Genomic DNA, 22,832 nt, shown 5'->3' with positions numbered 1-22,832 from the left:
GATGTCACAGATCAAAATCAAAATTGAAGCCTTTGGTGCGGTAGAGCGACAGTTACCGCAAAATTTAGAAATCATATGCAGTCTAAACAGTACAATCACGGATGTCTTGGTTCAAGTTGGGCAAGCCTATCCAGCTGCTTTTGCCATGATCGAGCGCTGTGCCTGTGCAGTGGGTGAAGACATTATTTCACGTCAAACTCAGCTGAATTCGGATAGTACTTTGGTGCTACTTTCACCCGTGGCAGGAGGTTGAAAATGGATGCATTGAAACAATTTTCACGGATTCAAGAGACTGCTTTAACGCTAGAAAGCTTTGATCAGATTCAGCATTTTCCTAAATGTGGCGGTGTTGGTGTTTTTATTGGTACGGTGCGTAATCATCATGAAGGTAAAGCGGTTAAGGCACTGAAATATACCGCTTATGCACCGGTGTCGGAAAAAATGATTCGCCAAATAGAGCAGGAAATTCAAGCCAAATATAATGTGTCCTATGTACGGGTGATTCACCGAATTGGTGCTTTAGATATTGGTGAAAAAGCCATTATTGCGATTGCTTATGCAGCCCATCGTCGTGAAGCCTTTGCCGCCTGTGAAGAAGCAGTAGAGCGGGTTAAACATGAAGTTCCTGTTTGGAAAGAGGAATTTTATATGGACGGCAGTAGTCAGTATGTAGAAGGCTGTTGTATTCGTAAAGATGACGTGGCTGAAACGCATTCAGATCATCATGCAGTTCAAAAAACTGAACATGGTCAACATTGTCATCACTAAATTGAAAATGATTTCTTAAATCTTTATTGAAGTTTTAAAACTTAATTTTACTGTAAAAATGAATGATAGGTACATGCAATGAAAAATGTTGGGATGAAAGCAGAGAGTTATCGTACTGCAGTGGCAACAGGCATTCTGCATGCACCGCCACATTGCATTGAATTATTACGTAACGGCAATACTGAAAAAGGCGATGCACTTAAAACTGCACGGATTGCGGGAATTTTAGCGGCAAAACGTACCGATGAGCTGATTCCGCTGTGTCATCCATTGCCGATTTATCGTGCTGATGTGGACTTTGAACTGTTTGAAAATTATGTCGAAATTATTGCCACGGTAGAAACCATTGGGCCGACGGGCGTAGAAATGGAAGCGTTGACTGCGGTCAGTCTTGCGGGTTTAACGCTTTATGACATGTTGAAACCACATTGTGAACCTGAAGATTTATCTTTGGATCAATGTAAATTACACAAGAAAAAAGGTGGAAAGTCACACTTTACTCGCGCATTAAAAGACAGCATGTCTGCATCTATTATTGTGCTATCCGATACTGTGGCAGCAGGCAAGAAACCAGATACAGCAGGGCAAAATGTCTTAGAAATTTTACAAGAAGCTAATTTTTCAAATATTGCTTACCAAGTGATTCCAGACAGTCCTGAACAATTATTGGTGCTGATTGAACAGCAAAAAAATCATTATCCTCTGATCTTAACTGTGGGGGGGACAGGCTTAGGGCCTAAAGATTTAACTGTAGAAACTATTCAGCCTTTATTAAAACGTGAAATTCCGGGCTTGATGGAAGCCTCACGTAGTTTCGGACAAAAACGGACGCCTTATGCGGCTTTAAGTCGAGGGGTCGCGGGTTATATCGATCATAGCTTGGTGATAACTTTACCGGGCAGTCGACAAGGCGCACAAGAATCCTTGATTGCGATACTTCCTGCCTTGGTACATTTATTTGATGTGCAAAAAAATATTCCGCATCAAGGCGGTTATCAATGAATAACATCGTGTCAGCATGTGGAGCAGAACAGGGCTTGATTACAGTTGATCAGGCTTTGGATTTAATCTTAGATAAAGCTCAAGTTTTAGCGACTGAAAGCCTCAAGTTAAATCAGGCTCTAAATTGCTATTTAGCAGAAGATGTTTATTCAAGTATTAATCTGCCTTTATTTTCCCAAAGTGCAGTGGATGGTTATGCTATTTGTGCACAATCGACAATTGAGCCGAATAGCTCATTTGCATTGGTGGGAGAAATTCAGGCAGGTCATGACTCCGAATTGCAGTTAATACAGGGACAGGCGGTTCGGATTTTCACCGGTGCCAAAATTCCTTTTGGTACAACGACCGTTGCGCGTCAAGAAATAGTCAAAATCATAGATTCATCCAACATTGAAATTACAGAAAGTTTAAAAGCTCATGCTGATATTCGGAATATCGGTGAAGAAATTGCTGTGGGTGACTTACTGGCAAGTTCAGGACAGCAACTCTCTGTAGGTGCAATAGCATCTTTGAGTATGGCGGGCGTTCAAAAGGTCAACGTTTTTAAGTATCCGAAAGTTGCTGTGGTGATTACGGGCGATGAGGTGGCGGCTTCAGTGGAGGATTTTGCATCGGGTAAAATTTTTGATGCCAATGCACCTTTAATTCAAGCATGGTTTCAGCAGCAGTCTCAACAGGTCGAAATTTTCCATGTGGCAGATACCGAACATGCGGTTAAAGCATTAATTCAAACATTATCTAAAAGTTATGATCTTATTTTAACCACAGGTGGTGTATCGGTTGGAGATTATGATTTTATTCGACCCGTCACGTTAAATTTAGGTTTTGAGCAAATTTTTTGGAAAGTCAAACAAAAACCGGGTAAACCCATCTTCTTTGCCACTTTACAAAGAGAAGATCATTCAGCTTGTTGTTTACTCGGTTTACCGGGTAATCCCGCGGCTGTTTATATGGGGATGCAAATTTATACTTCGACTTTGCTGACTGCCTTGCAAGGACAAAAGCAGCCACCCAACTGGTTTAGTGCAGTACTCATACATGATGTAAAAATGGATGCTCGAGAACGCTTTTTAAGGATGTCAGCGAGTTTTGACCAGTCTATTCTCAAAGTGAAAAGCCTATCTAAGCAACAGTCGCATATGCTCAGTAATTTAATGCAAGCCAATTGCTTAGTGAGAATACCTGCGGGACAAACAATGCTTGAAGGTCAAATTGTGCAAGGTCTATTTGTTGGCTAATGAGGAAATGATGATGAAAAAATCCCTGTTTTTATCCATGTGTATGATGGTCTCTATTTCTGCAACACAAGCGGGAACGGTAAAAGTATATGCTGCGGCAAGTCTGACCAATGCCATCACCGATATTGCCAATATTTATCAAGTGCAGCACCCACAAACGAAAATTGTTCCTGTATTTGGGGCATCCTCAGCTTTGGCGAAACAAGTGCAAGCTGGTGCCAGTAGTGATGTGTTCTTCTCGGCAGATCAAGACTGGATGAATTATTTAGTGCAAAAGGACGCTGTGAGTTCAGCTTCAGTTCGTCCTTTATTATTTAATCAACTGGTTGCCATTAGTCCGAAAAATTTAAATATTCCGTTTAAAGCACAGGCAAATTTTAACTTTGCTCAATCGTTTAAAGGGCATTTATGTACAGGGCAAATGGAATCCGTCCCTGTGGGGAAATATGCTAAACAAAGCCTAGTGAAATTGAATTGGTTAGACTCTTTAAAAGGTCGAATTGTCGGTACAGATGATGTACGTTCAGCGCTAGCCTTTGTCGAACGAGGAGAATGTGAAGTCGGAATCGTGTATAAAACTGATGCTTTAATTAGTCAAAAAGTTAAAATTATTGGAACTTTCCCAAGTCAATCACATAGTCCAATTGTTTATCCGCTGGCATTGACTAAACAAGGTGAAAAAAATAAAGAAGCCATTCAATTTGAACAGTTTGTGAAAAACAGTGCTCAAGCCAAAACGATCTTTCAAAAATATGGTTTTAGTGTGAAACCCTAAGTAAATGACTAAACACGTGACTAAGTAAATGAATGGGGAGTGAGCATGTTCAGTCCAGAGGAACTTAGTGCACTTTATTTGTCTGCCAAAGTTGCAGGCTTTGCCACATTGTTTTGCTTGCCTTTTGCGGTTGCATTGGCATGGTTACTCGCACGCCATGAATTTCGGTTAAAATTTATTGTTGAAGCCCTATTGCAACTACCGATGGTTTTGCCTCCCGTCGTTCTAGGCTATTTGCTTTTAGTTCTATTTGGAAATCAGGGATTGATTGGTAAATATTTAAATGCGCTGGGTATTCAACTGGCATTTAACTGGAAAGGCGCTGTTTTAGCGTCCATGATTGTGGCATTTCCGTTGATGGTACAACCCATCCGTTTATCATTTCAGTTGATGAATCAACAATTAGAACAAATTGCCGGTTCATTAGGCGCAGCGCCGTGGAAAGTATTTTTGAGTATTAACTTACCCTTGGCGATTCCCGGAATAGTGATCGGCAGTATTTTATGTTTTAGCCGCAGTTTAGGCGAGTTTGGCGCAACAATTACTTTTGTCGGCAATATTCCAGATGAAACCCGTACCATTCCGGTTGCAATTTATTCATTGTTGCAACAACCGAATGGAGAAGAGATGGCAATGCGATTGGTTACTTTGTCATTATTTTTGGCATTTTCAGCATTAATTGCGAATTATTTTATTCTACAACGGTATCAGCGGAAAATGGGGGTATGAAATGTTGAAGTGTAATTTTCAATATCAATATGCTGAGTTTATGTTGAATGTTGAACTGGAAATGCAGCAGCAACTTTTAGGAATTGTCGGTGTATCTGGCTGCGGTAAAAGTACCCTTTTAAAAAACATTGTGGGCTTATTAAACCCAACATATGGGGAAATTCAGTTTAATCAGCAGATTTTATTCAATAGTCAGCAAAAAATTCATGTGCCTATGCACCAACGAAAAATTGCGTTAATTTTTCAGAATGCGCTGCTTTTTCCGCATATGAATGTGCAGCAAAATTTATGTTATGCAGAAAAATTAATTCCGCAGTCTGAACGGAAATTTCAGTTTGATGAAATTGTTGAGTTACTTGAATTAAACCCGCTTATTCAAAGAAAGGCGCAGCAACTTTCAGGTGGAGAGGCTCAGCGTGTTTCGATTGGCCGTGCTTTATTATCTTCACCGAATTTATTATTGCTTGATGAACCTTTAACGGGTTTAGATACAAACCTAAAGCAACAAATTTTACCATTTTTAAAGCGAATTAAAGATGAGCTAGATTTGCCGATGATTTATGTGACGCATCATGAGCAAGAATTGGCATATTTAGAAGCAGATATTCTGCAAATCAATCAAGGGCAATTACAGCGGAAGCAAAACCTTAAAATGGTTTAATTATGGCAAGGGAAATAGCCTAAGCATTAGGCTTAAACTATTTCTATGTATTTCAGACTATATTATTCAGATTTTTGATATTCATTAATGACTTCAAGTGCAGCACGAAAGGCTTCTTGAGTTGCAGGAGCACCGCAGTAAGGCAAGCTATGAAGTAGTACTTCTTGAATTTCTTCGACTGTCGCGCCGTTATTTAATGCACCACGAACATGACCTTTAAGTTCTGTTGGGCTTTTTTGTGCAGTTAAAAAAGCAATGGTAATGAGTGAGCGGTATTTACGGGGCAGAACACCTTCACGTTGCCAAGTCGAACCCCAAGCATGCTCATTAATCCAGTCTTGTAGGGGCTGAGTAAAAGGCACTGTATTATCTTGTGCGCGTTTCACGAAAGACTCACCCATAACTTCTGTACGAACTTTTAAACCATTTTCAAAATCTTGTTGTGACATATTTTTACTCTTGTAATGTCGATAAAAAGGAGCGATCAAAGTTTATGCCTCAATGACTTCAATGTGAATTAGTTTATGGTCGTAATTTGATTGAAATTATTTTGAAACGACAGTTAAAAAGAATAAAATATTTTTTGAGTGGTGTCGGTTGAAGTTACTCTAGATTAAAAATAAAAAACCAGCCCACATAAAGTGGGCTGAGTAGTAGCTCATAAAACATTCTATTGTGTGTGTTTCATCACAAGTACGGGAACATGACTGGAAGTTAGTATGTCTTGTGCAACACTGCCAATAAACGCTTTTTTTAAACCCGTACGACCATGTGAACCGACCACGATTAAGTCGATATTTAATTCATCAGCAAGTTTAGAGATACCATCACTTGGGGAGAGGCTGCTGAGGATTTGAGTATCTGTTTCAATACCGTGATGAATGAATTTTTGACTTAGCTCAGCCAAAATGTTTTTGGCATGAGCTTTGGCTGCCAGATAATAATCCGTTATCCCTGGTACATTTTTATAAAAACTAACACTGGTTAAAGGGTCTAGCACCACAACGCTAGCTATCGTTACTTTGCTACTTAATGCTTTAGCTAAAATAATAACTTGTTCAGCTGTCGCAATGGCAAGCGGGGAGTCATCCACAGCGAATAGAATGTGTTGGTAATTCATGACACGTTCCTCTTATTTCAAGATTCGTTATCTATCTCAAGATTAACATAGTGAACATGCAGTGATAAAAAAGGATAAAAGTATATCTTTTTGCTTTAATCAGACTCATCGTATGAATAAATATTTTCTAATTTATTTTGAGATGATGGATAAAATTTTTGATTTTTTGAATATTTTCAGTCGCTAGGTTATTTATTTTAAAGATAGGTGATTTACAAACTGAGCCCTAAATTAAAAGTTTTAGGTAGTCACCGTTTGGTCATGTAAGAAATTTAAGCTGAACAATAGAGAGCCGTGTAGATCTAAAATTATAAAAATATTGATATAAAAAAAGCCCTTATCAATGATAAGGGCTTTTTCGTATTTTGGAGCGGGAAAAGAGACTCGAACTCTCGACCCCAACCTTGGCAAGGTTATGCTCTACCAACTGAGCTATTCCCGCTTTATGGTGTGCATTATAGAGGGTTTTATAATGCTGTCAACTCTCTATAAAGTTGATTGATTAATTAATCAGCACGACGCCAAATTGTACCTTGACGGGTATCTTCCAAAACAATGCCTTGATCAAGCAAAGATTGACGAATTTCATCGGCTTTAGCAAATTCTTTGGCTTTTTTTGCATCAACACGTTGTTGAATTAAATCTTCAATTTGCTCAGCTGTTAATTCGAGTGCTTCTTGACCAATATCAGACTTTAAGAATTCATCTACATTGTATTGAACCAGACCAAGAATATTGGTGAGGTGCCGTAATGTTGAATAGTAAACAGTTGCCTGTTCAGTATTTTCATCTTTTACTGCACGATTCAATTCTTTGTTGATTTCAAACAATACAGCAATGGCTTCGGATGTATTAAAGTCATCACGCATAGCAGCATTAAAGCGTTCAACCAAAGTTTCATCTAAAGCTTCAGTGGTTTTTTCACCGTAGCTTTGTTGATACGCTTTAAATGAATGATAAAAACGAGAAAGGGTATTTTTTGCTTCTTTTAACGCTGCATCTGAAAAATTCACAGGGCTACGATAATGTGAAGACACAATAAAGTAACGAATCACTTCAGGATGGAATTTTTCCATCACATCACGAATGGTAAAGAAATTGCCTAAAGACTTCGACATTTTCTCGCCATCGGAATTGATGAAGCCGACATGCATCCAATAATTGACATATTGTTCATCTGTAGAGGCTTCAGATTGCGCAATTTCATTTTCATGATGTGGGAACATCAGGTCTGAACCACCACCATGAATATCAAAATGGTTGCCTAGGCAGCAGGTTGACATAGCAGAACATTCAATATGCCAACCCGGACGACCATTGCCCCACGGTGAAGCCCAAGAAGGTTCATTTTCTTTGGCATGTTTCCAAAGAACAAAGTCAAAGGGATGTTTTTTTTCAACTTCGACATCGACACGTTCAGAAGCGCCTGCTTGCATATCTTCAAGTTTACGACCAGATAAACGACCGTATTTGGCAAATTTTTCCACTTGGAAATAAACATCGCCATTACTTGAAGGATAAGCCGTACCTTTATTGACTAAATTACCAATCATGCTTTGCATTTGATCAATATAGTCAGTGGCACGTGGCGCTTGATCTGGCGCTAAACAGCCTAAGTTTTCAGCATCATCATTCATTGCTTGAATAAAACGGTCAGTTAATGCCGTAATGCTTTCACCATTTTCATTGGCACGCTTAATAATTTTATCGTCAATGTCGGTAATATTACGAACGTATTTAACGTTCCAACCTTGACTGCGCAAGAAGCGAATAATGTAGTCAAATGCAACCATGACTCGAGCATGTCCAATATGACAATAGTCATACACGGTCATACCACAAACATACATATCAATATGTCCTTCAACACGCGGAACAAATTCAACTTTTTTACGTTGCTCTGAGTTATATAGAACAAATGGTTGCATAGGTCTTCAAAATGCTAAATAAAAGATAGCTCATCTTAACCTAAGCATTATTTTTCATAAAGTTTTATGCGTTTTTTTTATAGGCTTGTGAAAAGTTGTACATTTAGAAACGTGCGATTTGCATAGATATGATAAAATTGCGAAAATTATTTTTGCTTGATTAGAGTCACTCTTTAAATAGAGTTAAGGTAAACCTACTTTGAACCCAAAACATATGCCGAACCAAATAGACTTCCAAAAAGTTGCATTAGAAACTTTGCGTATAGAAGAAAAAGCCCTAGAAATATTAGCGACGCAAATTGACGAACGTTTTAGCCGTGCTTGTGAAATTATTTTGCATTGTCGAGGGCGTTTAGTCATTACGGGAATGGGTAAGTCGGGGCATATTGGTCGTAAAATGGCAGCAACTTTTGCTTCAACAGGTACGCCATCATTCTTTATGCATCCGGGTGAAGCAGGGCATGGAGACTTAGGCATGTTGGTACACGGTGATGTATTAATCGCTATTTCAAACTCAGGTAAGAGTGATGAAATTATGATGCTGATGCCTTTGATTAAGCATCTTGAAGTACCATTAATTACCATTAGTGGTGATGACAAAGGGCCAATGCCGCAAAATGCAGATGTGGCTCTCACTTTGGGTGATATCCAAGAAGCTTGTCCACTGGGTTTAGCGCCAACCTCAAGCACCACTGCAACCTTAGTTTTAGGGGATGCATTGGCTGTTGCTTTACTGGATGCTCGCGGTTTTACTGCGGATGACTTTGCGATGTCACATCCAGCGGGAGCTTTGGGTAAACGCCTGTTACTCCATGTTAAACACTTGATGCATACAGGTGATGAATTACCGAAAGTATCTCCAGATACACCAATGAACCAAGTTTTATACGAAATTTCAAATAAACGTCTAGGTTTAACCACAATTGTGGATCAAAATAATGTTCTACTGGGTATTTTTACTGACGGAGATTTACGTCGTTTAATTGATAAGCAGCAAGGTTTTGATGTCAATATGGTTGTTTCAGAAGTGATGATGAAGAATCCTTTAACGATTTCGCAAGAAGCACGTGCTGTTGAAGCTTTAGAGCGCATGAATGAAAAGAAAATCAATCAATTTGTTGTTGTTGATGAGGTAAATCAGGTCATTGGTGTAATTAGTATGCATGACTTGATTCAAGCTGGGGTAAATTAATAAATGGCATCTTATATTTTATTGGAACAAGCGCGTCATGTTGAAGCTTTAGTTCTTGATGTCGATGGTATTTTAAGTGATGGTTTTGTAACACTCACCAATACAGGTGATGAAATTAAATCATTTGATATCCGTGATGGTTTAGGCATGAAACTTGTGCAACAAGCAGGTGTTAAAGTCATTATCATCACTGGACGTAAAAGTAATATTGTTGAAAAGCGGATGTCCGATTTAGGTGTGGACTTGGTTTTTCAAGGTCGTGAAGACAAAGGTACCGCATTACGCGAAGCATGTGCACAATTGAATATTGCACCAGAAGACTGTTTATATATGGGTGATGATTGGCCAGACCTTTCAGCATTTGCGATTGCGGGCATGAAAGTCACTGTTCCAAATGGTCATGTGGAAGTACGTCGTCGTGCAGACCTTGTGACTCAGGCTATGGGTGGTCGTGGTGCAGTACGTGAAATTTGCGATATGATTTTGATGGCCAAAGGGGCGTATGAAATTTTCCTTGAAAAATATACCTCTGTCCCACATTAATAGTTAAGTAATTCATTTAATTTGAGTTAAGACCACACTTATGGATACAAAAGTTTTATACGTAACTGCTATAGCAATTGCAGCTATAAGTGGTGGTTACTACTATTACAGCGGTAAGGGTAATAAACTTGAGGTTGATTCAGCAAGGAGTATGACCTATTCCGCTGAAAAAATTAATCTGACTCAAACTGATGATAATGGTCATTTGTATGTGCGTGCTCAAGTCGATCGTCTTGAACAAGACATGCAAAAACAAACATCAAAATTCATAAATCTGAATGCTTCAATGTATAAAGATAGTGCTGTAGATGCCACTTTTTATGCCAAAGTTGCGAATGGTTATGACGATAATGAACGCATTGTTTTGTCAGGTGATGTGTTGGCGGTTAAGCTGATGCAACAAGGCAAAATGCAGTTCAAAACCACAGAGTTAACGGGATATCCTAAAACTCGAGAAATTGAAACCAATAAACAAGTAATTGTGCAATCTCCACAAGCTGAATTTGTGAGCCAAGGTTTGAAAGCCAATTTTAATAACGGTCAATACGAATTTTTTAATATTCGAGGAAAATATGAACCAAAATCTTAAGCTTACATTTTCTAAAACCTTGTTTAAGCAAGCAGCTTTAGTCGGTTTGGTTGTATTATCATCGGCAACTGCATTGGCAATTCCTGCTGACCGAAATCAACCCATTTCATTGGTCGCTGACCGCGCAACATATAATGAAAAAACTGGTATTACCACTTACACAGGTAATGTCATTATTGAACAAGGCACAATGAAATTACAAGCAGATTCCATTGTGGCAAATTTAAATGCAAAAAAAGAAATCAGTACGATTACTGCGACAGGACGTCCTGCTAAGTTTCAACAACAAGTAGATGTGAATAAGGGCTTAGCCAAAGGGCAGGCACAAAAGATTATTTATAATGCTGAAACTGGCATTATTACCTTATCTGGCAGTGCATTGTTGCAACAAAATGGTGCGAGTATTCGTGGTAATACGTTGAAATATAGTATGAATAAAGGCGATGTAGAAGCTACAGGTACGCCAAATAGCTCTGGTTCATCTTCAGGTCGTGTTCAAATTGTGATTCCACCATCGGGTGCAAAATCTTTCCCAGGAGCACGTGATTAATGGATCAATTGCTCAATCAACCACAAACGCTTTGTATTAAACATCTTGCAAAAAACTATAGTAAAAGATGGGTGGTTAAAGATGTTTCTTTTCAAATGCAAAGTGGGCAGATTGTTGGGTTACTTGGGCCAAATGGTGCAGGTAAAACCACAAGTTTCTATATGGTGGTTGGTCTAGTTCGTATGGACAAAGGCGAGATTCATTTAGATGATCTTGATTTGTCTGATTTAGCCATGCATGAGCGTGCCCGTAAAGGTATTGGTTATTTACCGCAGGAAGCCTCGATTTTTAGAAAACTAACCATTTCTGAAAATATTATGGCTATTTTAGAAATACGTAAAGATTTAAATAAACAGCAGCGTCAGCAACGCTTAAATGAATTATTAGCTGATTTTAAAATTACTCATATTAAAGATTCATTGGGTATGAGTGTCTCTGGTGGTGAGCGTCGCCGTGCGGAAATTGCTCGTGCGTTGGCTGCTGATCCTAAGTTTATGTTGCTTGATGAACCTTTCGCTGGGGTAGATCCTATTTCTGTTGGAGATATTAAAGATATCATTCGCACCTTAAAGGATCGAGGTATTGGAGTTCTCATTACCGATCATAATGTACGAGAAACTTTGGCTATCTGTGAACGCGCTTATATTGTCAGTGAGGGTGCCGTGATTGCTGAAGGAACACCACAAGAAATTTTAGAAAATGAAACTGTGCGCCAAGTTTATTTGGGTGATGATTTTACTGTTTAATCAAACCCTTATAAGCATGCTGTAAATTCATATACAAAAATAACTTTTAAAAACCCGTCTTTTCATAGGCGGTTTTTTGTAGCTAAAAATCGCTAAAAACAGGCTATACTGCCGTGCTGTTGTTATTAACTTAAGATTTATGCCATTTACAATTGCCTCACAAGTTAGTTTTGAAGAAGAGATTAAAAAAAGTCGCTTTCAAGCCATTGCTGTTCCTGTAGCAAATGAACAAGACGTCAAAGACTTTTTAGAAATCAGCAAGGATGTTAGTACCACACATCAATGTTGGGCATGGAAAATTGGCAATAATATCCGCTTTAATGACGATGGTGAACCATCAGGAACTGCCGGCAGGCCCATTCTCGCAACGATTGAAGGAAATGAATTAAGCAATATTTTGATTTTGGTCAATCGTTGGTATGGTGGCGTCAAACTGGGCACGGGCGGCTTAGTTCGGGCCTATGGCGGCTCTGCTGGACAGTGTTTATTGCTGACTGAAAAAATTGAGCTGATTGAAAAGAAAAAAGTCAGCTTTAGCTGCCAGTTTAATGAATGGGCAATCTTTCAATACGAACTGAATCAACAACACATAGAATTTCAGCAAGACTATACCGCAACAGGTGTATGCATTATAGCTATGCTACAAATCCATCAAATTGAGCCCTTGTCATTAAAAATTCAAGATGTGACACGTGGTCGTGAACAATTAAAAATGCTAGAAGAGCCACAGCATGACTGAACAAGATCTATTGTTGAAATATCGTGAACAGCACAAACATCGTTTGAATTATATGCCATGGTTGTATTGGTCATTAAAACCTAAAAATCGTGGTTGGGCTGAAGCATGGCAAAAAGAATACCAAGCGTATTTAATGCAAATGGAAACGATAGAAATTGGTGAGAATTGTTTTATTTCACCACTGGCACATATTTTTGCAGAACCTGGACGTAAAATTATTATTGGGGACAATACTTTTATTGCCGCAGACTGTACCTTGCATGGACCTTTAGAAATCGGTAACGAAGTTGCGATTAACCATCACTGTATTCTTGATGGAGGGCGCATGGGCATTAAACTGCATGATCAAGTCCGTATCGCAGCGTATTGCCATTTATATGCTTTTGATCATGGTATGGAACTTGAGCAGCCCATTTATCAACAACCTGTTCGCTCACAAGGTATCGAGATTGGTCAGGATGTTTGGTTGGGCGCACATGTAGGAGTTAAGGATGGCGTGACGATTCATGCACATGCTGTTGTTGGAATGAACAGTATGGTGACCAAAAATATTGAAAAATCTGCCATTGTGGCAGGTAACCCTGCAAAATTTATTCGCTATCGTGATTAAAAATCTTCATAAAATTAAGATTTATACCTAGCATCATTTTGATTACATAAAAGCATGCAAAGTCATGAATAGTTATGCTAAGTTAAAAATAACAAATAGACTTAAAGCCTTCATTGGCGAAAAGCGAGGCGAAAATGAAACGTGTAATCGCATGTATTGATTCTTCCCCATGCGTGAATGCGGTTGCTGAAGCCGCAGCATGGGTTGCGAAGCAGACACAACGTGAATTGGTGTTATTACAGGTTTTAGACTATTACCCTGCAAGTTATCATTTGGGGGAAATTAGTGGGGTGATTGGTTTTGAAAGTAATGCAATGTTATTGAAAGAACTGGCAGAACTTGAACAAAAACAAAGTGAACTCGCACTCGATTATAGCAATAATTTGCTCAATCATATTTCTGAAATGATTCAGCAAAAGTACAATATAACTGCCTCGCATATTCAAGAAAAAGGTGATTTTTTAGAGCAAAGTTTTCATGTGGTTAAAGAAGACGATATCGCGATTATTGGTCGAGTCGGTGAACGTGCTGCAGAACGGAATAAGCCTATTGGAAGTAATGTTGAAAACTTCATTCGAGGTGTAAACTGTACTGTTATGACCGTCGGGGAAAATTTTAAACCACCCACACGTTTTATTTTTGCTTATGAATATTCACCTACTTGTGTCAATTTAATGAAGCGCGTAGCACAAAGTGATTTATTAAAATTGTTACAATGTCATTTACTGTATGTTGGGGATCATCCAGAAGTATTGAATGAACCTGCACAATATTTAAGCGCTGCTGGGCTTGAGGTGGTGATGGAATACCGTTATGGCGATGTGTCTGAAAATATACTTGAATATCAAAATGAACATGGAATACAGTTGATTGTACTCGGAGCATTTAGTCATAGTAAAATTCGTCAATTCTTTTTAGGAAGTGTGGCAACCAGTATATTCCGAAATTCAACTGTCCCATTGTTGGTCGTAAAATAGATAAAATAAGCTTTTAAAGGCAGCGACCAATAATTGCATATAGTTATCCGCATAACTTGTGGATAACTATATGGATAGTGTTTGTAAGTCTATAATAAATAAATAAAAAAACAGGAAGATGGTTTTTTGATCTGTGTGTCAAATTATTTCACTATTGCTAAAGCGAAGCCATCATGTCCCTTACTTCCGACTGTTTGTAGGGCAGTAGAAGATAAAATTCGAGGATGGTTTTGTAAAGCGAGAAACATGTCACGAATACCTTCAATACTTGGTTTGTGATTGTCAGAATTGATGATGTCGCCTGCACGGATCACATTATCTAGCACAATAATGGTTCCTGAATGAGATAAGTTTAAGCTTAACTCTAAATATTCTGGGTAACTTTGCTTGTCGGCATCGATAAAGATGAAATCGAAAGGTTCAAAGTCATCAGGCAATGCTTTTAAGATATCTGCAGCACGTCCAACTTTAAGTTCAACGGTTGGTGCGAGTTTCGCATGATCAATATTTTCTTGCGCCAAAGCTGCATGAGTATCTCGCCCTTCAATCGTTAAGATATAACCATCTTTAGGTAAGGCACGAGCAAGCCACATTGTGCTATAAGCCGCAAAAGTACCGAGTTCCAGTACGCGCTTACAGTTGTTCATTTGAATGAGCATTTGCAGCAGCATGCCTTGATTCGGGGCAACGGCAAGGTGATCTGGAAAACCTTTATCTTCAGTGTTTTTTAAAGTTTGTAGAAGAATAGGGTCTTCTGGAATTAAATGTGAATCGATGTAGGCATCAATCTCTGTCCACATTTGTTGCATAGTTTTGTCACCATGGTTGCGATGCAAGCATTTTAAACTTTTCTATTCAGAGTGCAATTTTTCGTTTACGATTTATTAGGACATAAGCAATAAAAAAGAGATCTTGGATATCTCTTTTTTATTTGAGTCGACTTTTTTAGTAATTACACATGGATGAATAACGTGAAAGGTCAGGCCCCCAAGTTCGATAACCTTGGGTGTCAATATGGATTTGACCTGAAGCATATAGTCCAAGTCCCATATTTAAACTTTGACCGTGTTGTGCCCAAAATTGACATAATTTAAATTTGGTATTTTCAATAAATGCATAATCTTCAGCTTGAGGATATGCAGGACCAATGCGAAAATCGATAGCAGAATTAAATAAGTGACGTGATGAATTTGCACCGCCAGCACATTGATTCAGTGGTAAATCTCGGTAAACGGATGTCACTTCAAATTCAGTTAATACTTTTGCTGCTACTAAATATTTAAATACGCGCAAAGTTGAAATTTGGTTATTCCATAATTCTTGGTTTGGAACCATATATTGGGAACGAGCACATTTTTGCCAATCACGTGCGGTACGCATAAGTTCAAAACTGGGAATGATATTGCCAACCCCATTACGTTCAAGAAAGGTTTCATATTCACGTACTTGGCGTAAATTATTGCCTATAGCAACCCATGCATTATAAGCATAAGGAACGGTTTTAGGTGGAATTGGACGTTCAATAATAATACGTTCTTGTGGAATGAAGATCCGTTTCCCACCGGGTGTTTTTTGATGAGATGTGGTACATCCAATCATGACAAGTGGAACTAAGCTTAAGCCTAGTAATCCCTTTAGAAAATTCTTCATTATAGAAATCAAATATTTATAAACACTCCTTCTATTTTAATCTAATTTGAAGGGTAAAATTTGAAAATATTGCAATCAAATGTGTGTTTTAGGTATAAAAAAAGACCAGCAATTGCTGATCTTTTTTTTAGTCTAAAAAAACTGTTATTTTTCCAAGTATTGTAACTTGTCAGCTTTACCATTCCATTCTTCACGGTCAGCAGGTTGGTCGCCAATTTGTGTAATATTTGGCCATTTTTGTGAAAGTTCAGTATTGAGTTCAATAAAGACTTCTTGACCTTCTGGTAACTCATCTTCAGAGAAAATAGCGTTAGCAGGACATTCAGGTTCGCATAAAGCGCAGTCAATACATTCATCAGGATTAATGACGAGGAAATTTGGACCTTCGTAGAAACAATCCACTGGACAAACTTCTACGCAGTCTTGGTATTTACATTTAATACAATTTTCAGTGACAACAAAGGTCATGGCGACAGCTACCTAAAATATATGGTTCTAATTACTCTTGCTGTATTTTAGGCAAAAAAGCATGCAAGTAACAATTGCTTTTATTGATATTTGTTATATGCAGGGCTGTTTATTCTAATAAAAACTGAATATATGACTAAATATAAGAAGTAAATGACAAAGACTCCTATTCGGGAGCCTTTGTCATATACAAAATAGTCTTAAATTATGCTTCTAAAGCATCTTTTAAAGCATAAATTTGCTGTAATGCTTCACGTGGTGAAAGGCTGTCGACATCTAAAGTTCTTAAGATGTTGAGTACGGGCAGATCTTTCTCAACTTCTACTATACGTTCAATGATTTCAATAGTGGGTTCATCCGCGACACTGAATAAATCATTTTGCACGGCTTTATTGAGTTGTAGGTGTTGCTGTTTTTCTAAAATCTTTAAACGATTTTGTGCTTCTTTAATCACACTGGCAGGAATACCAGCCAATTTGGCGACTTGTAAGCCATGACTTTGACTGGCAGGGCCATGTTGAACTTTATGTAATAAAATTAAATTGCCATTTAATTCTTTGGCTGTGACATGGTAGTTATCAATGCCTGATTCTTTGCCAAGTTCAGTGAGTTCAAAATAATGCGTGGCAAATAAACACAGACATTTAATCCGTTTGCTGAGGTCAAGCACACATGCCCATGCCAAAGATAAGCCATCATAGGTACTGGTGCCACGCCCAACTTCATCCATTAACACTAAAGATTGGTTGGTTGCATGATGTAGGATTTGAGACGTTTCAGTCATTTCAACCATAAAGGTCGATTTACCCGTGGATAAATCATCGGCAGAACCAATACGAGTGAAAACACGATCAATAGGACCTAAAATTGCAGATTTGGCAGGAACATAACATCCGCAATAAGCCAATAAACTAATCAGTGCTGTCTGGCGCATAAAGGTAGATTTACCGCCCATATTCGGTCCAGTCACAATCGCCATGCGGTGATTGAAATCTAAACTGGTGTCGTTTGGCGTAAATGCAGTTTTACTTATGGCTTCCACCACAGGGTGTCGACCCGCAATAATTTTCACCCCAATTTCAGGGCTAAATTCAGGACGAGACCAATTGCGTAAACGTGCTTGATGGGCAAAGTTAGCCAGCATATCAATTTGTGCAATTGCGCTACTCATCATTTGTAAATTGCCAATATCTTGTCGTAATTCATCCAACAGCATTTCAAACAACATTTTTTCACGTGCAAGGGCACGAGATTCACTCGATAACACTTTATCTTCAAAAGATTTCAATTCTGGGGTGATATAGCGTTCAGCATTTTTTAAAGTTTGGCGACGAATGTAATGGTCTGGTGCTTGCTCTGCCTGAGCGCGAGTCAGTTCAATATAGTAACCACTAACTCGATTGTAACCAATTTTAAGCGTTGAAACGCCTGTGTTTTGACGTTCTTGGATTTCTAAGTCAATAAGGAACTGACCTGCATGATCGCGAATTTTACGCAGTTCATCGAGTTCACTATCAAATCCTTCTGCAATTACATTGCCATCACGAAGTAATACTGGTGGATGTTCAACAATGGCGGACATCAAGCGTTGGTATAGTCCCTTAAAATCGCCTAATTCATGATCTAACTGCTGAATTAAGCCAGATTGATGTACCTGCGTAATGGGTTGAATGGCATGGCGTAAGAACGGGATTTGTGCACAGGCTTGTCGTAGTTGTACCAAATCACGTGGACGCGCACTGCCTAAGGCAACACGGCTAAGCACACGTTCAATATCGCTAATGTCTTTAAGCACTAAGCGAATAGGCGATTCGTGATAACCGTTGAGCATAGATGCAGTGGCATCTAGTCGAGCATCCAGTAATTTGGTATCTCGTAACGGCTGCATGATGGTACGGCTGAGCAAACGACTGCCCATGGCTGTTTGACAGTCATTAATAAGTTGGAATAGTGATGTGCCATGTTCAAATAAAGGTTCGACCAGTTCTAGATTACGACGTGTCACTGGGTCAAGTGCAATAAAGTCACTGCTTTGTTCTAACTGAATTGAGCGAATGTGTGGTAAAGCCGTTTTTTGCGTTTCTTTGGCATAATGAATCAGCGCTGCTGCAGAGGCTTTGGCAAGCGGTAAATGATCAATTCCAAAACCAGAAAGTGTAGATACAGAAAACTGATCACATAATGTTTTTTGCGCATTATTTAAGTTGAAATCAACATTGGGACGTTTTGTAACAGGGCAGTCCAATTGTTTTTTAATTTGTTCAATAATGTTTGGATCGACAATATCTTCATCAACCAAAATTTCACTTGGCATTAAGCGAGACAGTTCAATGGCAAGTTGTTCTTGTTGAAAATTTTGTTGTTGGACTTTAAAAATACCTGCACTTAAATCGAGCAGTGCAATACCAATTTGATTCTGTTGAAGACAAAGCGCAACTAAATTAGAGGATTGATGACTATTTAATAAAGCATCGTCGGTCAGTGTGCCAGGAGTGATAATTCGCACGACGCCACGCTCAACAGGGCCTTTTCCTGTTACTTCACCAAGTTGTTCACAAATAACAACGGTTTCTCCTTTCTTTACCAGACGTGCTAAATATCCTTCAGCAGCATGATAAGGCACACCTGCCATAGGAATAGGCTCGCCATTGGCTTTACCACGATGGGTCAGGGTAATACCCAGTAATTTTGCTGCTTTATGTGCATCGTCAAAAAATAATTCATAAAAGTCACCCATACGATAAAACATGAGTGAGTGTGGATGCTGCATTTTTATCGTTAAATACTGCTGCATCATTGGTGTGAGTGTAGATAGATCAGGGGTTAGATTTTCTGGGTTCAATTTAATAAAGCCTTTAAGTTTAAAAGATTTTTTAAAATCTGGAAGATTGAGTTTGTTCCGATTCAATCCATTCTGATTCTATCTAAACCTATACTTTTATGTGTGTTGGTATAGGCTTTAGTGTAGGTCTTATGCGAGTGTAATTGCATAATAAAGATAAGCTATACCTATATTAACAAAATGCTTATCGAAGCAGAATGAGAAGAATCATGATAAACACTTATACGCTTGAAAAAAAAGCGCTGAGTGCAAAAGCGATTGAGAAAATAAAATTGGGTGATAAAGATAAAACTGAATATTGGTATAGATGCTGAAATACTGCAGTTCAGCTCACTACAAACAATGTTGGTGATGATCCGTGTCTTGGGCGGTTTACTTGATAAAACTCCACGGGATGAACAGATTGATTCTGTCTATGTGGGTGGACTTCTTATGATACATAAAATATGTCGACAGGCTTATGCTGTTCTTCTTCTAAGATAAAATATAAAGCTTTGAAAGGATTTAAAACTACTTTCCCAAGACCAAAATGAATTACTCAGCACAATTAAACATTTAGGTAGAATCTTATGGACAAAATGGTCAGGCTATCATCGACTAAGTTTGGTTGAAACTAAGATACATTGTATTAAAGTATTGGAATAAATTAACTTTGAGAAAGTCTCAAAGCTAAGTCAATGAGGTCTATACGCGGATTGCTGTACTGAATAAAGTTACGGAGTTGGGCAGACTTTATGATTAAGTTTTATCTTAAATTTTAGTAATTTAGGTGGTAAGGTTAAAATTTTTGTGCAACAAGGTCGAATATTCTAATAGGTAGAATAAGCGTAAATGGTGTTATGCATTAGTTACTCGGAATTATTTCTTTTATATGTGGTTTTTAGTATTGCTATTTACATATTATTTGAACAGGAATGTTTGTTGTTTAGTTTTATTAAATAAGATAAATAATATTTTTGAGTTTTTATTGTGGGGTAAATAAATTATTTATTAATAATAAATGGTTTATCTATAATTATGTAAATATTGTTGAATGATATTATTTAGCTAATATACGAAATATATACAAAAAACAAAATATATACACATTAATTACATTTTTTGCATATCATTTAAAACAACTGCATCTTAAAAAAACAAGTTATGAACAGAATCTCAAGGTTTATTGTTTATTTGTGTATTTTTACACTTTATGGTTTATCCCAAACAACCTTAGCTGCTGCATATGCAACAGGAGGAACTGGGAAATATAAAAATGAAATATTATGGCTCACATGGGGTGGTGAAGCTAATGGTACCCCTGGTGTAAATATCCAAAATGGAAGTAGAAGTTCAGCATCTATAGCTGTTTCTGCTACTCAGAATTTAGATGTTATATGTACCATTAATAATGTTGTTAATCCAATAACAAGCTATAAATCAGGAACCTATAGTCAAGGTGATCGTCTAGATTATTTGTATAATATTGCTGGAAATGCTGGGTCAAATCAGCTGATCTCAGGGGTTGTTAATACTAATAATGGTGCTGCTGTTAATTTTGATGTTACTTGTGTGTCGACAGTAGGTGGAAATCCTTTTAGCGCGCAAGGTTTTGTTATTGCTGATGCCGAATCGATGGCTTTGAATGAGTCTTTTGAAGGTACAGGTCGGGGAGAGTGGTATCTCATTGATAAATTTGTAAACACTGCTTCTCTGGCTTCAAGTTATAGCCTAGCTACTACGACATCCCCTGGTGGTAAAACACTCAAGATTACTACAACTCAATCTGATGCAAAGCAGTCTGCGGTCACATTTCTAAAATTTACAACGCTATCTGGTACTCAGACGATGAGCTTTAAGCTCAAAGGTGGCGGAAAAACCGCAATGGCCATTGGTCTGGTCGTACCATATGCCGATTTCAGTGATGCGCCTGCATCCTATAATGTTGCTATGCATGTTGTAGACAGTATGATGATCACGGGGAGTCCGCTGACATCTGCTTCTAAACTATCAGATAATGTGTCTGTTCTTTCTCCTGAGCATACGCTTTATTTGGGATCTAAAGGTCCAGATGTTGAACCTGGTGCGCTTTTTAGTCCGGATGCAACAGGTGATGACACAAATGGAGTGAATGATGAAGATGCATGGCAACTCTGGGAAGCATCAGGTAATTACAAACACATAAGTACAGTAAATAAAAATAAACCTTATCAGGCAACTTTCTCATGTAAAGGTGGTGGCACGGTTGCAGGCTGGATTGATTTTAATAAAAATGGAACGTTTGATAGTGGAGAAAGAGCTGCATCTACCTGTAGTGGTAGTCAAACAACATTAAATTGGATTATTCCAAGTGATGTAAAGGCTGGGGCATCTTTTATTCGTTTGCGTATTGCATCTAATGCTACTGAAACTCAGTCACCAACAGGAAAAGCAGATGATGGTGAAGTTGAAGACAGTAAATTAACTATTGGTGCACCTAAGCTTCATATTGCCAAAACAAATAATGCTGGTGTAGATGGCTGGATCATTAATCAGAGTGATGCAGAATATACGCTGACTGTAACCAATAAAGGTGATGAGGATACGGAAGGTGCTATTACTGTTTTAGATCAATTACCTACGGGCTTAACTGCAAAATGGACGGATACGCATACCAGTAATGGATGGGCATGCACTGTAAATAGTACACAATTGATTACTTGTATAAATAGTACAGTTTTAAAGCCATCAAGCGCCTCAGTTATAGTATTGCCAGTAAATGTACCGCGTGAAGCAGTAACTAATCCTACAACAGTATTTAAGAACTATGCCAGTGTAGGTGGTGGTAGTGATCCTGATAAAGATACACCGGAAACACCATCTGCCTCATGTCTAGTGGCTACGGGGTATTGTGCGACTGTAGATGTTCCTGTTAAAAAACCAGCGGTAGATGTCAATAAATCCACGACTGCGACAACTGCGAAAGTCGGTGAAAACCTCGACTTCACAGTGAATGTGGTTGTGAGTAATTCACAAACGACTGATGTACTGACCTTGAACGATACTTTAGGTCAAGGCTTAACGTATGTGAGCGGTACAGCACCAAGCGGTTGGGCGATTACTGGCTCAGGCAAATCAATCAGCATTACTGCACCAAAAGGCCAAGTGCCTGGCAGCTATAGCGTGACGTATAAAGCGTTGGTGGGTGCAGATGCAGTGAACAATGTGGTGAACAATGTCACGGCATCGGGTGGAGATACGCCAAGCTGTACGACATGTACAACCACGACACCCGTGACAAAACCAGCGGTAGATGTAAATAAATCCACGACTGCGACGGCTGCGAAAGTAGGTGACAACCTCGACTTCACAGTGAACGTGGTGGTGAGTAATTCACAAACCACAGATGTACTGACCTTGAACGATACTTTAGGTCAAGGCTTAACGTATGTGAGCGGTACAGCACCAAGCGGTTGGGCGATTACTGGCTCAGGCAAATCAATCAGCATTACTGCACCAAAAGGCCAAGTGCCTGGCAGCTATAGCGTGACGTATAAAGCGTTGGTGGGTGCAGATGCAGTGAACAATGTGGTGAACAATGTCACGGCATCGGGTGGAGATACGCCAAGCTGTACGACATGTACAACCACGACACCCGTGACAAAACCAGCGGTAGATGTAAATAAATCCACGACTGCGACGGCTGCGAAAGTAGGTGACAACCTCGACTTCACAGTGAACGTGGTG

At 38.7% G+C, this 22,832-nt stretch carries 23 protein-coding genes, 1 tRNA gene and 1 pseudogene; 17 read left to right on the top strand and 8 right to left on the bottom strand.

Going from position 1 to position 22,832, the window contains the following annotated elements; all coding sequences use genetic code 11:
• The first annotated feature begins 1 nt into the window (after position 1).
• From B9T25_RS00125 to B9T25_RS00095, 7 genes are all read left to right on the top strand, one after another.
• A complete protein-coding gene (locus tag B9T25_RS00125) occupies positions 2 to 253 on the top strand; it encodes a MoaD/ThiS family protein (RefSeq protein WP_086186497.1) in 252 nt (83 codons plus the stop codon).
• A 2-nt stretch (positions 254 to 255) separates the two neighbouring features.
• Complete coding sequence (locus B9T25_RS00120; RefSeq protein ID WP_086186496.1) at positions 256 to 768, top strand: molybdenum cofactor biosynthesis protein MoaE; 513 nt, start codon at positions 256 to 258, stop codon at positions 766 to 768.
• Positions 769 to 846: 78 nt separating this feature from the next.
• Entirely contained in the window at positions 847 to 1,770 is a 924-nt protein-coding gene (moaCB, locus tag B9T25_RS00115; RefSeq protein WP_086186495.1) for a bifunctional molybdenum cofactor biosynthesis protein MoaC/MoaB, read from the top strand.
• On the top strand, positions 1,767 to 3,008 hold the full coding sequence (locus B9T25_RS00110) for a molybdopterin molybdotransferase MoeA (RefSeq protein ID WP_086186494.1): 1,242 nt from the start codon (positions 1,767 to 1,769) through the stop codon (positions 3,006 to 3,008). Before moaCB ends, B9T25_RS00110 begins: the two co-directional genes overlap by 4 nt.
• A gap of 13 nt (positions 3,009 to 3,021) precedes the next feature.
• Positions 3,022 to 3,783 (top strand): molybdate ABC transporter substrate-binding protein, encoded by a 762-nt coding sequence (gene modA / locus B9T25_RS00105; RefSeq protein ID WP_086187007.1) that lies wholly within the window; start codon positions 3,022 to 3,024, stop codon positions 3,781 to 3,783.
• Positions 3,784 to 3,828: 45 nt separating this feature from the next.
• Entirely contained in the window at positions 3,829 to 4,512 is a 684-nt protein-coding gene (gene modB, locus B9T25_RS00100; protein ID WP_086186493.1) for a molybdate ABC transporter permease subunit, read from the top strand.
• 1 nt (position 4,513) lies between these two features.
• On the top strand, positions 4,514 to 5,173 hold the full coding sequence (locus B9T25_RS00095; protein ID WP_086186492.1) for an ATP-binding cassette domain-containing protein: 660 nt from the start codon (positions 4,514 to 4,516) through the stop codon (positions 5,171 to 5,173).
• Between the two features lie 62 nt (positions 5,174 to 5,235).
• Here the strand turns inward: B9T25_RS00095 and B9T25_RS00090 are convergent, their stop codons facing one another.
• From B9T25_RS00090 to cysS, 4 genes are all read right to left on the bottom strand, one after another.
• The gene (locus B9T25_RS00090) at positions 5,236 to 5,622 is read right to left on the bottom strand and encodes a carboxymuconolactone decarboxylase family protein (RefSeq protein ID WP_086183395.1); all 387 of its coding nucleotides are present in this window, start codon (positions 5,620 to 5,622) and stop codon (positions 5,236 to 5,238) included.
• 221 nt (positions 5,623 to 5,843) lie between these two features.
• Positions 5,844 to 6,293 (bottom strand): universal stress protein, encoded by a 450-nt coding sequence (locus tag B9T25_RS00085; protein ID WP_086186491.1) that lies wholly within the window; start codon positions 6,291 to 6,293, stop codon positions 5,844 to 5,846.
• A gap of 366 nt (positions 6,294 to 6,659) precedes the next feature.
• Positions 6,660 to 6,735: transfer RNA gene (locus tag B9T25_RS00080), tRNA-Gly, on the bottom strand.
• A gap of 64 nt (positions 6,736 to 6,799) precedes the next feature.
• The gene (cysS, locus tag B9T25_RS00075) at positions 6,800 to 8,221 is read right to left on the bottom strand and encodes a cysteine--tRNA ligase (protein WP_086186490.1); all 1,422 of its coding nucleotides are present in this window, start codon (positions 8,219 to 8,221) and stop codon (positions 6,800 to 6,802) included.
• Positions 8,222 to 8,435: 214 nt separating this feature from the next.
• Here cysS and B9T25_RS00070 point away from each other — a divergent pair, with 214 nt between their 5' ends.
• From B9T25_RS00070 to B9T25_RS00035, 8 genes are all read left to right on the top strand, one after another.
• Entirely contained in the window at positions 8,436 to 9,413 is a 978-nt protein-coding gene (locus B9T25_RS00070) for a KpsF/GutQ family sugar-phosphate isomerase (protein WP_086186489.1), read from the top strand.
• 3 nt (positions 9,414 to 9,416) lie between these two features.
• A complete protein-coding gene (locus tag B9T25_RS00065; RefSeq protein WP_086186488.1) occupies positions 9,417 to 9,956 on the top strand; it encodes a KdsC family phosphatase in 540 nt (179 codons plus the stop codon).
• A 40-nt stretch (positions 9,957 to 9,996) separates the two neighbouring features.
• The gene (lptC, locus tag B9T25_RS00060) at positions 9,997 to 10,545 is read left to right on the top strand and encodes an LPS export ABC transporter periplasmic protein LptC (protein WP_086186487.1); all 549 of its coding nucleotides are present in this window, start codon (positions 9,997 to 9,999) and stop codon (positions 10,543 to 10,545) included.
• The gene (lptA, locus tag B9T25_RS00055) at positions 10,529 to 11,095 is read left to right on the top strand and encodes a lipopolysaccharide transport periplasmic protein LptA (protein WP_086186486.1); all 567 of its coding nucleotides are present in this window, start codon (positions 10,529 to 10,531) and stop codon (positions 11,093 to 11,095) included. Before lptC ends, lptA begins: the two co-directional genes overlap by 17 nt.
• Positions 11,095 to 11,841 carry an LPS export ABC transporter ATP-binding protein gene (gene lptB / locus B9T25_RS00050; protein ID WP_086186485.1) on the top strand — a complete coding sequence of 249 codons (747 nt, stop codon included), beginning with the start codon at positions 11,095 to 11,097 and terminating at the stop codon, positions 11,839 to 11,841. Before lptA ends, lptB begins: the two co-directional genes overlap by 1 nt.
• A gap of 139 nt (positions 11,842 to 11,980) precedes the next feature.
• On the top strand, positions 11,981 to 12,580 hold the full coding sequence (locus tag B9T25_RS00045; RefSeq protein ID WP_086186484.1) for an IMPACT family protein: 600 nt from the start codon (positions 11,981 to 11,983) through the stop codon (positions 12,578 to 12,580).
• Positions 12,573 to 13,190, top strand: coding sequence for an acyltransferase (locus tag B9T25_RS00040; protein WP_086186483.1), 618 nt, complete (start codon positions 12,573 to 12,575; stop codon positions 13,188 to 13,190). Before B9T25_RS00045 ends, B9T25_RS00040 begins: the two co-directional genes overlap by 8 nt.
• Before the next feature lie 134 nt (positions 13,191 to 13,324).
• The gene (locus B9T25_RS00035; RefSeq protein ID WP_086186482.1) at positions 13,325 to 14,167 is read left to right on the top strand and encodes a universal stress protein; all 843 of its coding nucleotides are present in this window, start codon (positions 13,325 to 13,327) and stop codon (positions 14,165 to 14,167) included.
• A 143-nt stretch (positions 14,168 to 14,310) separates the two neighbouring features.
• On the opposite strand, the gene B9T25_RS00030 is transcribed toward B9T25_RS00035, so the two are convergent.
• From B9T25_RS00030 to mutS, 4 genes are all read right to left on the bottom strand, one after another.
• Entirely contained in the window at positions 14,311 to 14,976 is a 666-nt protein-coding gene (locus B9T25_RS00030; protein ID WP_086186481.1) for an O-methyltransferase, read from the bottom strand.
• A gap of 136 nt (positions 14,977 to 15,112) precedes the next feature.
• Positions 15,113 to 15,817: a D-Ala-D-Ala carboxypeptidase family metallohydrolase gene (locus B9T25_RS00025; RefSeq protein WP_086186480.1), complete on the bottom strand. Its 705-nt coding sequence runs from the start codon at positions 15,815 to 15,817 to the stop codon at positions 15,113 to 15,115.
• A gap of 144 nt (positions 15,818 to 15,961) precedes the next feature.
• The gene (fdxA, locus tag B9T25_RS00020; protein ID WP_004651686.1) at positions 15,962 to 16,285 is read right to left on the bottom strand and encodes a ferredoxin FdxA; all 324 of its coding nucleotides are present in this window, start codon (positions 16,283 to 16,285) and stop codon (positions 15,962 to 15,964) included.
• A gap of 205 nt (positions 16,286 to 16,490) precedes the next feature.
• Positions 16,491 to 19,082, bottom strand: a complete 2,592-nt coding sequence (mutS, locus tag B9T25_RS00015) for a DNA mismatch repair protein MutS (protein WP_086187006.1) — start codon at positions 19,080 to 19,082, stop codon at positions 16,491 to 16,493.
• Positions 19,083 to 19,415: 333 nt separating this feature from the next.
• Between mutS and B9T25_RS14605 the strand changes: the two are divergent.
• Together B9T25_RS14605 and B9T25_RS00005 are read left to right on the top strand one after the other, a co-directional pair.
• Positions 19,416 to 19,797: pseudogene (locus tag B9T25_RS14605) on the top strand (IS5/IS1182 family transposase); the annotation flags it as partial.
• A 473-nt stretch (positions 19,798 to 20,270) separates the two neighbouring features.
• On the top strand, positions 20,271 to 22,832 hold a 2,562-nt coding region (locus tag B9T25_RS00005; RefSeq protein ID WP_213032981.1), incomplete at its 3' end, for a CshA/CshB family fibrillar adhesin-related protein.

The sequence above is a fragment of the Acinetobacter sp. ANC 4470 genome (genome assembly GCF_002135335.1).
Taxonomy (GTDB): Bacteria; Pseudomonadota; Gammaproteobacteria; order Pseudomonadales; family Moraxellaceae; genus Acinetobacter.
The sequence above is the reverse complement of the archived record's forward strand: the minus strand, read 5'-3'. Positions and strand labels throughout refer to the sequence as shown.

Bases quoted from the DNA above. Each gene is read 5' to 3' on its own strand.
- B9T25_RS00125 (WP_086186497.1), top strand. From the start codon at position 2: ATGTCACAGATCAAAATCAAAATTGAAGCCTTTGGTGCGGTAGAGCGA.
- B9T25_RS00120 (WP_086186496.1), top strand. From the start codon at position 256: ATGGATGCATTGAAACAATTTTCACGGATTCAAGAGACTGCTTTAACG.
- moaCB (WP_086186495.1), top strand. From the start codon at position 847: ATGAAAAATGTTGGGATGAAAGCAGAGAGTTATCGTACTGCAGTGGCA.
- B9T25_RS00110 (WP_086186494.1), top strand. From the start codon at position 1,767: ATGAATAACATCGTGTCAGCATGTGGAGCAGAACAGGGCTTGATTACA.
- modA (WP_086187007.1), top strand. From the start codon at position 3,022: ATGAAAAAATCCCTGTTTTTATCCATGTGTATGATGGTCTCTATTTCT.
- modB (WP_086186493.1), top strand. From the start codon at position 3,829: ATGTTCAGTCCAGAGGAACTTAGTGCACTTTATTTGTCTGCCAAAGTT.
- B9T25_RS00095 (WP_086186492.1), top strand. From the start codon at position 4,514: ATGTTGAAGTGTAATTTTCAATATCAATATGCTGAGTTTATGTTGAAT.
- B9T25_RS00090 (WP_086183395.1), bottom strand. From the start codon at position 5,622: ATGTCACAACAAGATTTTGAAAATGGTTTAAAAGTTCGTACAGAAGTT.
- B9T25_RS00085 (WP_086186491.1), bottom strand. From the start codon at position 6,293: ATGAATTACCAACACATTCTATTCGCTGTGGATGACTCCCCGCTTGCC.
- cysS (WP_086186490.1), bottom strand. From the start codon at position 8,221: ATGCAACCATTTGTTCTATATAACTCAGAGCAACGTAAAAAAGTTGAA.
- B9T25_RS00070 (WP_086186489.1), top strand. From the start codon at position 8,436: ATGCCGAACCAAATAGACTTCCAAAAAGTTGCATTAGAAACTTTGCGT.
- B9T25_RS00065 (WP_086186488.1), top strand. From the start codon at position 9,417: ATGGCATCTTATATTTTATTGGAACAAGCGCGTCATGTTGAAGCTTTA.
- lptC (WP_086186487.1), top strand. From the start codon at position 9,997: ATGGATACAAAAGTTTTATACGTAACTGCTATAGCAATTGCAGCTATA.
- lptA (WP_086186486.1), top strand. From the start codon at position 10,529: ATGAACCAAAATCTTAAGCTTACATTTTCTAAAACCTTGTTTAAGCAA.
- lptB (WP_086186485.1), top strand. From the start codon at position 11,095: ATGGATCAATTGCTCAATCAACCACAAACGCTTTGTATTAAACATCTT.
- B9T25_RS00045 (WP_086186484.1), top strand. From the start codon at position 11,981: ATGCCATTTACAATTGCCTCACAAGTTAGTTTTGAAGAAGAGATTAAA.
- B9T25_RS00040 (WP_086186483.1), top strand. From the start codon at position 12,573: ATGACTGAACAAGATCTATTGTTGAAATATCGTGAACAGCACAAACAT.
- B9T25_RS00035 (WP_086186482.1), top strand. From the start codon at position 13,325: ATGAAACGTGTAATCGCATGTATTGATTCTTCCCCATGCGTGAATGCG.
- B9T25_RS00030 (WP_086186481.1), bottom strand. From the start codon at position 14,976: ATGCAACAAATGTGGACAGAGATTGATGCCTACATCGATTCACATTTA.
- B9T25_RS00025 (WP_086186480.1), bottom strand. From the start codon at position 15,817: ATGAAGAATTTTCTAAAGGGATTACTAGGCTTAAGCTTAGTTCCACTT.
- fdxA (WP_004651686.1), bottom strand. From the start codon at position 16,285: ATGACCTTTGTTGTCACTGAAAATTGTATTAAATGTAAATACCAAGAC.
- mutS (WP_086187006.1), bottom strand. From the start codon at position 19,082: ATGATGCAGCAGTATTTAACGATAAAAATGCAGCATCCACACTCACTC.